At 71.1% G+C, this 12,828-nt stretch carries 8 protein-coding genes and 1 pseudogene; 6 read left to right on the top strand and 3 right to left on the bottom strand.

The window, feature by feature from the left end; all coding sequences use genetic code 11:
* Positions 1 to 163: 163 nt before the first annotated feature.
* A complete protein-coding gene (locus MQP27_RS11790) occupies positions 164 to 634 on the top strand; it encodes a DUF6099 family protein (RefSeq protein ID WP_242764687.1) in 471 nt (156 codons plus the stop codon).
* Between the two features lie 201 nt (positions 635 to 835).
* On the opposite strand, the gene MQP27_RS11785 is transcribed toward MQP27_RS11790, so the two are convergent.
* Positions 836 to 997, bottom strand: coding sequence for a hypothetical protein (locus MQP27_RS11785; RefSeq protein ID WP_242764686.1), 162 nt, complete (start codon positions 995 to 997; stop codon positions 836 to 838).
* 245 nt (positions 998 to 1,242) lie between these two features.
* Between MQP27_RS11785 and MQP27_RS11780 the strand changes: the two genes are divergently transcribed.
* Positions 1,243 to 2,166, top strand: a complete 924-nt coding sequence (locus MQP27_RS11780) for an LLM class F420-dependent oxidoreductase (RefSeq protein WP_242764685.1) — start codon at positions 1,243 to 1,245, stop codon at positions 2,164 to 2,166.
* Positions 2,167 to 2,242: 76 nt separating this feature from the next.
* Here MQP27_RS11780 and MQP27_RS11775 read toward each other — a convergent pair whose 3' ends face one another.
* On the bottom strand, positions 2,243 to 4,012 hold the full coding sequence (locus tag MQP27_RS11775) for a tannase/feruloyl esterase family alpha/beta hydrolase (RefSeq protein WP_242764684.1): 1,770 nt from the start codon (positions 4,010 to 4,012) through the stop codon (positions 2,243 to 2,245).
* A gap of 229 nt (positions 4,013 to 4,241) precedes the next feature.
* Between MQP27_RS11775 and MQP27_RS11770 the strand changes: the two are divergent.
* The 4 genes and pseudogenes from MQP27_RS11770 (at position 4,242) to MQP27_RS11755 (ending at position 11,573) form a co-directional block, all read left to right on the top strand.
* Positions 4,242 to 5,915: pseudogene (locus MQP27_RS11770) on the top strand (carboxylesterase/lipase family protein).
* Positions 5,916 to 6,013: 98 nt separating this feature from the next.
* Positions 6,014 to 7,450: a PHB depolymerase family esterase gene (locus MQP27_RS51360; RefSeq protein ID WP_242764683.1), complete on the top strand. Its 1,437-nt coding sequence runs from the start codon at positions 6,014 to 6,016 to the stop codon at positions 7,448 to 7,450.
* Positions 7,451 to 7,569: 119 nt separating this feature from the next.
* Positions 7,570 to 9,033, top strand: a complete 1,464-nt coding sequence (locus tag MQP27_RS11760; RefSeq protein ID WP_242764682.1) for a 3' terminal RNA ribose 2'-O-methyltransferase Hen1 — start codon at positions 7,570 to 7,572, stop codon at positions 9,031 to 9,033.
* The gene (locus tag MQP27_RS11755) at positions 9,030 to 11,573 is read left to right on the top strand and encodes a polynucleotide kinase-phosphatase (RefSeq protein ID WP_242764681.1); all 2,544 of its coding nucleotides are present in this window, start codon (positions 9,030 to 9,032) and stop codon (positions 11,571 to 11,573) included. Before MQP27_RS11760 ends, MQP27_RS11755 begins: the two co-directional genes overlap by 4 nt.
* A gap of 28 nt (positions 11,574 to 11,601) precedes the next feature.
* On the opposite strand, the gene MQP27_RS11750 is transcribed toward MQP27_RS11755, so the two are convergent.
* Positions 11,602 to 12,492, bottom strand: coding sequence for a diacylglycerol kinase catalytic domain-containing protein (locus tag MQP27_RS11750; RefSeq protein ID WP_242764680.1), 891 nt, complete (start codon positions 12,490 to 12,492; stop codon positions 11,602 to 11,604).
* Positions 12,493 to 12,828 lie beyond the last annotated feature (336 nt).

The following is a 12,828-nucleotide window of genomic DNA, read 5'->3' as shown; positions in this document are numbered from 1 at the left end:
TTTTCACTCTCCGGAGTCGAAATCCCGCCTGAAATCGATTCGTTGTCCACAGATTTCCGTCTTCCTCTGGCTTTTCGTCCCGCAGGCACTCACTCTGGGTAGTGGACAACGGAGTTCGTCGGGCGGACGCGTGGGCAGCGCGTCGGGAAGACGGGGGCAGCGCATGGACGCGGTGCGGCTCATCGTGACGAGCAGGCGTGCCCTCGCGGGTGGCGGCGGGGCGCCGGAGATCATGACCGAGGTGTGGCAGGCACAGGCCCTGGCGCAGGCGATAGGCAGCCGCCTCGCGGTCGCCGGACCGCCCGAACTGCGGGGCGAGGCACTGGGGTTGACGGAGCTGGCGGGCCGCGGCTGCGGTGTCCTGGACACCCCGCGCCTCGCCCCCGAGGACCTGCGCGCGGCCCAGCTCACCGACCTGGGCGACGCCCGCCAGGCCCTCCTCGGCCTCGGCGGCCTGCTCGGCGAGGTCGGCATCGCCCTGGTGGGCCTCGCCTGCGCGGCGGACGACGAGGGCACGTACTGGCAGTGCATGGAGGCCATCGACGCCGCGGACGAGTCCAGGGACCGGGTCCGCGACATGCTCCGCAAACTGGCGGACCGCGAGGAGGCCCTGCCGGAACGGGAGGCGGGTTAGGGGGTTTCTGATGGATCCCCGCGGCGTCGCGACGCCCGGCACGCACTCTCGCCGCACCGGACTTCCGCCCGGCACGCCGACAGCACGCGCCACAGCCCTGATGGGGCGCGGGGCCGTATCGACACGCGGCTTCCGCCGTGCGGGCGCGACCGGTCGGGACGGCGCCCCGGCCGAATGCCGGCCACTGCTCCGGCGGAGCGCTTACGCCTCGCTCTCCTCGGCCGTGCGGCCCGCCGACTGGAGGTCCGCGTCCAGGGCGGAGAGGTCCGCGTTCAGGGCCGCCATCAGCTCCTCCATCTGCTGCAGCAAGCCCTTCGGCCGGCCGCCTCCGCCCTGCTGCGGCACGGTGGATTCTTCGGTCATGACGGCCTCCTCGGCCCCCGGCCCCGACGACTGCGAGGCCGTTGCGGGTGACGCCCCGGCGACGAACCGGCCGGTGACGGGCGCCGGGCGGTCCGGCTCCGCCCGAGCCAACGATCACCGGCGAGCTGGGTCACTCAGGCGAAGCGCCCCGCACACCGCGTTGACGCGATTTCACCCGACCGGGGACGGGAGTGCCCGGGGGGACCGGTGGGGTTGACCGGCACCGGGCCGTGCAGGATGGACGCATGGATCTTCGCATCTTCACCGAGCCCCAGCAGGGGGCCTCCTACGACACCTTGCTCGCCGTGGCGAAGGCCACCGAAGACCTGGGCTTCGACGCCTTCTTCCGCTCCGACCACTATCTGCGGATGGGCTCCGGCGACGGCCTCCCCGGCCCCACCGACGCCTGGATCACCCTCGCCGGCCTGGCCCGCGAGACGAAGCGCATCCGCCTGGGCACGCTCATGACCGCCGCCACCTTCCGTCTCCCCGGCGTCCTCGCCATCCAGGTCGCCCAGGTCGACGCGATGTCCGGCGGCCGGGTCGAACTCGGCCTCGGCGCGGGCTGGTTCGAGGAGGAGCACACGGCGTACGGCATCCCCTTCCCGAAGGAGAAGTTCGCCCGCCTGGAGGAGCAGCTGGCGATCGTCACCGGCCTGTGGGAGACCAAGACCGGCGACACCTTCGACTTCCACGGCACGTACTACGACCTCACCGACTCGCCCGCGCTGCCCAAGCCGGCCCAGGAGAAGATCCCCGTCCTCATCGGCGGCCACGGCGCGACCCGCACCCCGCGGCTCGCCGCCCGTTACGCCGACGAGTTCAACATCCCGTTCGCCTCGATCGAGGACAGCGAGCGGCAGTTCGCCCGCGTCCGCGCCGCCGCCGAGGAAGCCGGCCGCGGGGCCGACAGCCTCACCTACTCCAACGCCCTCGTCGTCTGCGTCGGCAAGGACGACCAGGAGGTCGCCCGCCGCGCCGCCGCGATCGGCCGCGAGCCCGACGAGCTCAGGGCCAACGGCCTCGCCGGCACCCCGGCCGAGGTCGTCGACAAGATCGGCCGCTACGCCGGGATCGGCTCCGAACGCCTCTACCTCCAGATCCTGGACCTGTCCGACCTGGACCACCTGGAGCTGATCTCCGCGCAGGTGCAGTCGCAGCTGTCGTAACCCTTCCGGGGCGCGCCGAGCGGCGACCTCCCGGAGCTGAACTGCCGGGAGGCCGCCGCGCTTTGGAGCGGGTTGCTCAGTTCTTGCCCTTGCTCACCACCCACTTGCCGCCGACCCAGTTGCCGACCGTCTCGTAGCCGGAGCGGAAGGAACCGAGCCAGTCGAGCTTCAGGTTCGCCTCGGCGGTGGACTTGACGGGGGTGTAGCTGCTCGCGTCGGAGGAGGAGCCGCCCGTGGTGTTCTTGGCGTAGTACGGGAAGGGGTAGACCGGGCGGGTCGCGGTCGTGTTGCCGCTGCTGTCGACCGACTTGGTCGTCAGGCTGTCCGGGGCCGTGCCCTTCGTGACCCAGTCGGTGATCGCGGTCAGCGCGTCGAAGGTGTCCGGGCCCTGGCCGCCGCCGCAGTGCGCGACGCCGGGGAGCAGGAACAGCCGGGCGAAGCTCTTGGTGGCCGCCTCGCCGCCCATGACCTTCTCAACCGCCTTGTAGTAGGCCATCGTTCCGACGGCCGGGATGTGCTGGTCGCCCAGACCGTGCCAGAGGATCAGCTTGCCGCCGGCCTTCTTGAACGCCGTGAGGTCGGGGTCGGTGGCGTCGTACATGCCCTCGCCCAGGCTCATGACCTTCTTGTAGTAGGCCGCCGTGAACTTGATGTCCTTGTACGTCAGCGCCGGCTGCGGGCTGTCGAAGATCTGGTAGCGCAGGGTCTCGCGGACGAAGCTGATGTCACCGGAGTTGGCGGTGGCCGTGGCCGGGGTGATGATGCCGGCCCAGTTCAGCTCGGAGCCGCGCAGCTGGTAGCCCGGGTAGAGCAGCTTGCCGTGCTCGTCGGTCGGGCCCGCGTAGATGCGGCGCAGGGTGGTGACCTGGTCGGCGGTCAGGCAGTAGTCGTCGGACGTCGAGGTCTGGCCGGCCTTGCACTGGATGGTGCCCGGGTCCCAGGTGCAGCTCAGCGGGTCGGCGATGATCCCGTCGGCGGGCGCGCCGCAGCCCTTGAGGACGGCCTTGTGCAGGTCCGCGAGGTCGGCGTTGGTGATGGTCGCCGGGCCGCCGTTCAGGTAGACGGACTGGGCGGTCCAGGCGTGCGAGAAGGTGTTCAGCGCGGTGAAGTTGTTGGCCGGGGCGCCGGCGATGATGCCGTCGAAGTCGGTCGGGTAGCGCTGGGCCTCGGTCAGGGCCTGGTGGCCGCCCTGCGAGCAGCCGTCGAAGTAGGAGTGGGTGGCCGCCTGGCCGTAGTACTTCTCGATGACGGCCTTGGCCGCCTGCACCAGCAGGTGGTCGGACTTGTAGCCGAAGTCGGCGCGCAGCGTCGGGTCGGTGGAGAAGAGTCCGCCGCCCTGGTAGTGGCCCTCGTCGCTGGAGGCCACGGCGAAGGCGCCGGACGTCAGCGGGACACAGCCGGTGGAGGCGGGGGCGCTGGTCACGTTGGTGTTGCCGCACAGGCCGCCGCAGCCGACCTGGAGGTAGTTGGCCTGCCAGCCGGTCTCGGGCAGCTTGATCTCGAAGTGGATCTGCGGGGCGATCACGCCCTTCACATCACAGGCGGCCCAGTTGCCGAGCGTGTTGCTGCCCGCGGCCAGCTCGGTGGCGGAGGTGATCTCGAAGGGCACGCCGGGCACGGCGCTCGCCAGGTCCAGCTGGGCGACACCGGAGCAGGACATGGCGGGCGCGATGCCGGAGGCCGTGCTGCTCACGGTCGTGGCCGTCGTCGAGGCGGACGTCTCACCGCCGCCGGTCGTCGCGTTGGCGAGAGTGATGCTCACGCCGGTCACGAGCGCGAGGGCTGCGGCCAGAGTGGCCATGAAGGCGGTCGGCGTCCACCGACACCATCTGGAGAGCATGCGCATGCTCGGACTCCCTTGTCGACTGCGGCTTCACAGGGGGCGGTACGGCGAGGAACGTAGCCCCGCGGCGATCGGGACCGCAAGGTTCGTCAACGAAATTGTTGACGATCGTGACCGGTTTTCACCCTGATTCATGGCCCCGTAAAGCAGGCCTCTGAGGGGCCTGTGAATCAGCTACCAGCGTCGACAGGATCGTTGACAATCACATTTGCAACGCCCCAGCATTGCACAAATGAACACCGAGAACTCCCCCCACTCGGCCTCCGGCCCCGCTCTGGGCCGACGCCTCTTCCTCGGCCGTTCGCTGGCGGCCGCCGCCGCGGTGACGCTGGCCGGCAGTACGAGCGCGTACGCCGCCGACGGGAAGTCGCCCGCCGCGCTGACCGGGCCCGTGCGCACCGGGACCGGCAGGGTCTCCGGGGTCGCCGCCGCGCTCACCGGGGTCACCGTCTTCAAGGGCATCCCCTTCGCCAGGTCGACCGCGGGAGCGCTGCGCTGGCGCCCGCCGCAGCCGGCCGAGCCCTGGAGCGGGGTGCTGAAGGCGGACACCTTCGGTGACATCTGCCCGCAGAGTTCCGGCCAGGGTGCCGGCGCCGCGGCCTCGATGACACAGAGCGAGAACTGTCTCAACCTCAACGTGTGGACCGCTGCGCGCAGTTCGGACGAGCGCCGCCCGGTCTTCGTGTGGATCTACGGAGGCGGCTTCAGCAGCGGCTCGGGCGCCGACCCGACCTTCGACGGCTCCGCTCTGGCGAGCCAGGGCCTGGTCGTCGTGACCTTCAACTACCGTACGGGGCCGTTCGGTTTCCTCGCCCACCCCGAGCTGAGCGCCGAGGACGCGCACGGCGTCTCCGGCAACTACGGGCTCCTCGACCAGATCGCCGCCCTGAAGTGGGTGCGGCGCAACATCGGCGAGTTCGGCGGCGACCCCGGCCGGGTCACCATCGCCGGCTAGTCGGCCGGCGCCGGATCGGTCAACGTGCTGCTCAACTCCCCACTCGCCACAGGCCTGTTCCACGGCGCGATCATGGAGAGCGGGGTGCGCGACCCGCACGACCCGGAGATCGCCGCGCTGCCCACCTCGTACCGCACCAAGGAAGCCGCCGAGAGCGCGGGCACCACCTGGGCCAAGGGCAAGAGCGCCACCACGCTCGCCGAACTGCGCGCCCTGTCGGCCACCGAGGTACTCGACGGCTCCGACACCAAGGACACGACGGTCACCGCGCCCACGCTCGGCAACCCGCCCTCCTTCCGCCCCGTCCTGGACGGCTACGTCCTGGCGCGCACCTACGAGGAGACCCTCGCGCGCGGCCTGCAGAATGCCGTACCCGTGCTGACCGGCGGAAACAAGGACGAGAACGGCGCCTCGCCCGGCACCGACACCACCGTCGCCAAGTTCCGGGCCATGGCCGGGACCAAGTACGGCGACCTGGCCGAGGAGTTCCTCGCCCTCTACCCCGCCACCACCGACGCCGAGGCGGACGAGCAGACCAACGCCAGTGCGCGGGACAGCGGGCGCGTCTCGGTGCACCTGTGGGGCACGGAGTTCGCCCGGCACGCCAACACCCCGGTGTACACGTACTGGTGGGAGCATGTGCCGCCCGGCGCGAGCAGTCAGGGCGCGTACCACACCTCGGAGATCGTCTACGTCTTCGACAGCCTCTACGCCACCGACAAGGCCTGGACCGCCGCCGACCGTGAGATCGCCAAGACCCTCTCGGCGTACGTCGTGAACTTCGTCGAGCACGGCGACCCCAACGGCCGCGGCCTCGCGCACTGGCCCGCCAACGATCCGCACCGCCCCGCGACCATGGAGGTCGGCGACCGGTTCGGCCGGATGGAACTCGCCGACGCCGAAAAGGTGGCCTTCTTCCGGCGGTACTACGCGGCTCAGCGCGCCTGGTAGCCACGCTCCTTTCCGCACGGGATGCTCCCGCTTGCGCATTGCATGAGCAAACCATCGCAGAAACTTGATCCAGCCTTGATCCAAGGAGACAACGAACCGTGAAGCGCAGGAGCGTGCTCGCCGGAATCGTCGCGACGGCCGCCGTACCCGCCGTCGCCGGCTGTTCCTCGGGCAGCGCGGCGGAGGACACCGCCGCCACCACGACCGTGGCCACGTCGGCCGGGCACATCACCGGGGCGACCGCCATCACGGAGGTCTTCGGCGACGGCCAGAAGCTCACCGCCGTGGCCCTGAAGTACGACAAGGAGATCGACCGGTCGAGCGTGTCGCTGTCCGCCTTCAAGGTGAAGGACAGGACCGTGACGAACGTCTACACCAACACGACGGCCGCCAAGGCCGGTCACGGCACCGACGGGGCCTACGTCGTCATCGAGCTCTCGCCCGCCGACGAGGCGGCCCGGGTCTACACGGACAGCTTCGCCGGCGGGTCGTCCTCGGCGGGCCGGCCCTCGAAGCAGCCGTCGGCCTCCATGAGCGCCGCGCCTTCCACGAGCGCCGCGCCCTCGGGGCCGCCGTCCGGCGGACGCAAGGGCGGAGGCATGTCGTCCGGGGCCACCCTGAAGAAGGCGGTGGCCCAGGTGACCCAGGTCGGCACGGTGAAGACGACCGGCGGCACCAGCTACGCGGCGACCGGCACGGCCGTGAGGACCAGCAAGGTCCTCAACCTGATCGTCGACGACTTCCAGCAGGGCCTGAAGTACACGGACTCCGCGACCGGCAACTCCCTGACCTACAACCTCTTCATCCCCAAGGACTACGACAAGACCAAGTCGTACCCCCTGGTCCTGTTCATGCACGACGCGGGCACCGTCAGCACGAACCCCCTCATCACGCTGACCCACGGCCTCGGCGCCGTGGTCTGGGCCGACCCGCTCTCGCAGGAGCGCAACCCCTGCTTCGTACTCGCCCCGCAGTTCACCGGCGAGTCGGACGAGGGCAGCGACGGGAACGCCACCGCGCTGAAGACCATCAAGGGTCTCGTCGACTCGGTGACCTCGAAGTACAGCGTCGACAAGAACCGCCTCTACACCACCGGCCAGTCCGGCGGCGCCATGACCTCGATCGCCCTCGACTTCACCTACCCCGACCTGTTCGCCGCGTCCTTCCTGGTGGCCGGCCAGTGGTCGGACCTCGACGCCGTCAAGCCGCTGGCCAAGCAGAACATCTGGGCCGTGGTCTCGCAGGGCGACGAGACCGCCTACCCGGGCATGACCGGGATCATGGACACCCTGGAGAAGGCGGGCGCCAAGGTCAGCCGGGCCGTGTGGGACGGCCAGCTGACCCCGGCCGAATTCGCGCCCCTCACCTCCGAGTTGCGGGCCAAGGACACCGCGGTCAACTTCGTCGCCCTGAAGAAGGGGACCGTGGTCTGGCCCGGACTGGAGGAGAGCAGCGTCGACAACCACATCTGCACCTGGCGGGCCGCCTACACCATCGACGGCATCCGGGAGTGGATCTTCGAGCGGAGGAAGTGAGCCGGCCGCCCGGAAAATGCTGAGTGCCCTCCAGCCATCCCCTGTACGTTGAGCGGACGCCGCCGAACCCGAAACGGCGCATATCCGCAGTACAGACGGCATATCGAGGCTGCCTCACCATGTTCCTGACCCTCACCACCACCGGCACGGCCGAACGCCCGGCGACCGACCTCGGCTACCTGCTCCACAAGCACCCCGACAAGGCGCAGGCGTTCTCCACCTCCTACGGCACGGCGCACGTCCTCTACCCCGAGGCGGAGCCTCAGCGCTGCACGGCGGCGCTGCTGCTGGAGGTCGATGCGGTGGCGCTGGTCAGGAAGGGCAAGGGCAAGGGACGCGGCGGGGCGCCCGACGCGGCGCTCGCGCAGTACGTCAACGACCGCCCGTACGCCGCGTCCTCGCTGCTCGCCGTCGCGCTGAGCAGCGTCTTCTCCAGCGCGATGCGAGGCGTGTGCGGCGCCCGCCCGGAGCGCGCCGCCGAGCCGCTGCCGCTGCGCATCGAGGTGCCCGCGCTGCCCGCCCGCGGCGGCCCGGACCTCGTACGACGGCTCTTCGAACCGCTCGGCTGGGCGGTCGACGTGGAGCCGGTGCCGCTGGACACCCGGTTCCCGGAGTGGGGCGACTCGCGCTATGTGCGGCTCGTCCTGGAATCCGAACGGCTCACCCTCGCCGAGGCCCTGCGCCATCTGTACGTCCTGCTCCCGGTCCTCGACGACGCCAAGCACTACTGGGTTGCCTCGGACGAGGTGGACAAGCTGCTGCGGGCCGGCGAGGGCTGGCTGCCCGAACACCCCGAGCAGAAGCTGATCACGAGCCGCTACCTCTCCCGCCGCTGGTCGCTGACCCGGCAGGCGATGGAGCGCCTCGAACTGGTGCGGCTCGCCGAGGCCGACGACAGCGAGGTCGAGGACATCGACAACGCCGTCGGGTCGGAGACCGAGACGGAGGAGAAGCCGACCCCGCTCGCCGTGCAGCGCCGGGACGCGATCCTCGCCGCACTCCAGGCGTCCGGCGCCACCCGCGTCCTCGACCTGGGGTGCGGACAGGGCCAGTTGGTGCAGGCACTGCTCAAGGACGTGCGGTACACCGAGATCGTCGGCGTCGACGTCTCGATGCGCGCCCTCACCATCGCCTCCCGGCGCCTGAAGCTGGACCGCATGGGCGAGCGGCAGGCCTCCCGCGTCAAGCTCTTCCAGAGCTCGCTCGCGTACACCGACAACCGCCTCAAGGGTTACGACGCCGCCGTGCTGAGCGAGGTCATCGAGCACCTCGACCTGCCCCGGCTGCCCGCCCTGGAGTACGCGGTGTTCGGCTCCGCCCGTCCGCGCAGCGTCCTCGTGACGACCCCGAACGTCGAGTACAACGTCCGCTGGGAATCCCTCCCGGCCGGGCATGTCCGGCACGGCGACCACCGGTTCGAGTGGACGCGGGAGGAGTTCCGCGCCTGGGCGGGGGCGGTGGCCGAACGGCACGGGTACGACGTGGAGTTCGTACCGATCGGGCTCGACGACCCGGAGGTGGGTCCGCCCACCCAGATGGCTGTGTTCACCGTACGCACGGAGAAGGAGGCGAAGGCCGCATGACCGAGACCCAGACCCGGGGACGGGTCCTGCCCGTCACCGACCTCTCCCTCGTCGTCCTCGTCGGGGCCTCCGGCTCGGGCAAGTCCACCTTCGCCCGCCGCCACTTCAAGCCCACCGAGGTCATCTCCTCGGACTTCTGCCGCGGCCTGGTCTCCGACGACGAGAACGACCAGAGCGCGACGAAGGACGCCTTCGACGTGCTCCACTACATCGCCGGCAAGCGGCTCGCCGCGGGCCGCCGTACGGTCGTGGACGCGACCAGCGTGCAGCCGGAGGCCCGGCGCCAGCTGATCGACCTGGCCAAGCAGTACGACGTGCTGCCCATCGCCATCGTCCTCGACGTGCCGGAGGAGGTGTGCGCCCAGCGCAACGCGGGCCGCACCGACCGGGCCGACATGCCCGTCCGGGTCATCAAGCGGCACATCCGCGAACTCCGCCGCTCCCTGCGCCACTTGGAGCGCGAGGGCTTCCGCAAGGTGCACGTCCTGCGGGGCGTGGAGGACATCGAGAACGCCACCGTCGTCACCGAGAAGCGCTTCAACGACCTGACCCACCTCACCGGCCCCTTCGACATCGTCGGCGACATCCACGGCTGCGCCGCCGAACTGGAGTCGCTGCTGGGCAAGTTGGGCTACACCGACGGCGTCCACCCGGAGGGACGCACCGCCGTCTTCGTCGGTGACCTGGTCGACCGCGGCCCGGACAGCCCCGGTGTGCTGCGCCGTGTGATGTCGATGGTCAAGTCGGGCAACGCGCTGTGCGTGCCGGGCAACCACGAGAACAAGTACGGCCGTTATCTGAAGGGCCGCAAGGTCCAGCACACCCACGGCCTTGCCGAGACCATCGAGCAGATGGACGGGCAGAGCGAGGAATTCCTCGCCGAGGTACGGGAGTTCATCGACGGGCTCGTCAGCCACTACGTCCTCGACGGCGGCCGGCTGGTGGTCTGCCACGCCGGCCTGCCCGAGAAGTACCACGGCCGCACCTCCGGCCGGGTCCGCTCGCACGCCCTGTACGGCGACACGACCGGCGAGACCGACGAGTTCGGGCTGCCGGTGCGCTACCCGTGGGCCGAGGACTACCGCGGCCGGGCGGCGGTCGTCTACGGCCACACGCCCGTCCCCGAGGCCACCTGGCTCAACAACACCATCTGCCTGGACACCGGTGCCGTGTTCGGCGGCAAGCTCACCGCGCTGCGCTGGCCGGAGCGGGAGCTGGTCGACGTACCGGCCGAGCGGGTCTGGTACGAGCCGTCGCGTCCGCTGCTGACCGAGGCGCCCGGCGGGCACGACGGCCGGCCGCTCGACCTGAACGACGTGCACGGGCGACGGGTCGTCGAGACCCGGCACCAGGGCCGGGTCTCGGTCCGCGAGGAGAACGCGGCCGCGGCCCTGGAGGTCATGAGCCGCTTCGCGATCGACCCGCGCCTGCTGCCGTACCTCCCGCCGACCATGGCACCGACGGCGACCTCGCAGGTGGAGGGCTACCTGGAGCACCCGGCCGAGGCCTTCGCGCAGTACGCGGCGGACGGGGTGGAGCGGGTCGTGTGCGAGGAGAAGCACATGGGCTCGCGGGCGGTGGCACTGGTGTGCCGGGACGCGGAGGCGGCGCGGAAGCGGTTCGGGGTCGACGGGCCGACCGGCTCGCTGTACACCCGCACCGGACGCCCGTTCTTCGACGACGAGTCGGCGACGGAGGAGATCCTCGGCCGGATACGGGCCTCGGTGGACGAGGCCGGCCTCTGGGCCGAACTCGAGACGGACTGGCTCCTGTTGGACGCCGAGCTGATGCCGTGGTCGCTGAAGGCGTCCGGACTGCTGCGCTCGCAGTACGCGGCCGTCGGCGCCGCGTCGGGCGCGGTGTTCCCGGGCGCGCTCGCCGCGCTGGAGGGTGCCGCCGCGCGGGGCGTCGAGGTGACCGACCTGCTGGCCCGCCAGCGTGAACGCGCCTCGAACGCGGCCGCGTTCACGGACGCGTACCGCCGCTACTGCTGGACGACCGAGGGCCTGGAGGGCGTACGCCTGGCGCCGTTCCAGATCCTCGCCGTCCAGGGCCGCAGCCTGGCCGCGCTGCCGCACGACGAGCAACTCGCCCTGCTCGACCGGCTGGTGGAGCACGACGGCAGCGGTCTGCTGCAGACCACCCGACGGCTGTACGTCGACACCGGTGACCCGGAGTCGGTGCGGGCGGGGGTCGACTGGTGGCTGGAGATGACCGGGCGCGGCGGGGAGGGCATGGTCGTGAAGCCCTTGGGCGCGCTGGTGAGGAGCAAGGAAGGGCGGCTGGTGCAGCCCGGGATCAAGTGCCGTGGGCGCGAGTACCTGCGGATCATCTACGGTCCCGAGTACACGCGCCCCGACAACCTCGCCCGGCTGCGCAACCGCTTCCTCAACCACAAGCGGTCTCTGGCGATCCGCGAGTACGCCCTGGGCCTGGAGGCCCTGGACCGGCTGGCGGAGGGCGAGCCGCTGTGGCGGGTGCACGAGGCGGTGTTCGGGGTGCTGGCACTGGAGTCGGAGCCGGTGGACCCGCGGTTGTGAGCCGAGGAAGGGCGGCTGGTCGGCTTCGCTAGCCGACCAGCCGCAGTGACCTCTCCGCCACTCCGACCCGCACCGACTGCCCCCAGGTCAACTCCAGCGCATCCCCTTCCATCCCGTCCCCGAAGGCGATCAACCGCTCGGACTCGACGGTGAGTTGGAGGCTCGCGGAGGCGGAGAGCTCGCCGGACACCAGGGTCGTGCCGGTCGCCGGGGACGGCCATGCCTCGCGTACGAACCACAGCAGGCGGTCGTCGGTGGGGCGGGGGAGTGGCAGTGTGCCGCCCCGCTCCTGCCAGACCGACCTGATCCAACCCGTCGCCCCGGTCCCGGTCCCCACCAGCACCCCGGACGAAGCCTGGGCCTCGACGACACCCCCGTCGTTCTCGAGGCCCAGGCGGTACCTGGCCGTCTGGTGTCCGGCGGCGCCCAGGTAGATCTCGTTCAGCGCGAGGATGCGCTGGGTGTCGTCGGCGACGGCCTCGACCATGGTGAGTTCGTCGACCGACCGGCTGGTGGATGTGAGCAGTGCGGCGGCGTCCCGTGGGCGGTGCCGTACCAGTACGCCGGGGTTGCGACCGGGGTCGGAGTCGATGCCCAACACGGGCTGCCCGGACAGGTACTTGGCCACGTTCGCCACCAGCCCGTCCTGGCCGACCACGACCACGACGTCCTCCGGCGCGAACAGGAACCGGTCCAAGTCGGCCCGCTCGACCCGGGTCTGACGCCAGGTCAGCGGGATCGCCGCCGTGACCTCCGCGAGCGCGCGTCGGGTACGGCGGTGCCGCTCGGCCACCTCCTCGATGTCCCGGCCCCGGGTGGAGAGGAAGAAGGCGGCCTGCCCGTGGGTGCCGTGATGGGCCACCAACTCCTCGTACTCGGTGGTGCGGTGGACCAGAACGACACGCGGCGCGAGGCTCACGGCGCCGCCTCGGAGATGCCGCCGGCCTTCGACGGAAGACGCGAACCCTCAGCCGGCCGCGAGCTCGCCCCGCTCACTGCCTGCTGCCTGTGGGCCGGCCGCGGGCTCGCCACGCTCACTGCCTGCCCCCCGTCAGTCAGATGCGCGCTCGCCCCGCTCACTGCCTGCTGCCTGTGGGCCGGCCGCGGGCTCGCCACGCTCACTGCCCGCCCGCCGTCAGTCAGATGCGCGCTCGCCCCGCTCACTGCCTGCTGCCTGTGGGGCGGACGCGGGCTCGCCACGCTCACTGCCCGCCCGTCGTCAGCCAGTCGCCCGCTCGCCACGCTCACCGCCTGC

Source organism: Streptomyces cylindrosporus (assembly GCF_022698165.1).
GTDB classification, from domain to species: domain Bacteria; phylum Actinomycetota; class Actinomycetes; order Streptomycetales; family Streptomycetaceae; genus Streptomyces; species Streptomyces cylindrosporus.
This window is presented reverse-complemented; position numbering and strand designations above follow the sequence as displayed.

What these genes read in the sequence shown, in the direction of transcription:
- MQP27_RS11790 (WP_242764687.1), top strand. Translation starts at nt 164, where the DNA reads ATGGACGCGGTGCGGCTCATCGTGACGAGCAGGCGTGCCCTCGCGGGT.
- MQP27_RS11760 (WP_242764682.1), top strand. Translation starts at nt 7,570, where the DNA reads ATGTTCCTGACCCTCACCACCACCGGCACGGCCGAACGCCCGGCGACC.
- MQP27_RS11780 (WP_242764685.1), top strand. Translation starts at nt 1,243, where the DNA reads ATGGATCTTCGCATCTTCACCGAGCCCCAGCAGGGGGCCTCCTACGAC.
- MQP27_RS11755 (WP_242764681.1), top strand. Translation starts at nt 9,030, where the DNA reads ATGACCGAGACCCAGACCCGGGGACGGGTCCTGCCCGTCACCGACCTC.
- MQP27_RS11785 (WP_242764686.1), bottom strand. Translation starts at nt 997, where the DNA reads ATGACCGAAGAATCCACCGTGCCGCAGCAGGGCGGAGGCGGCCGGCCG.
- MQP27_RS11775 (WP_242764684.1), bottom strand. Translation starts at nt 4,012, where the DNA reads ATGCGCATGCTCTCCAGATGGTGTCGGTGGACGCCGACCGCCTTCATG.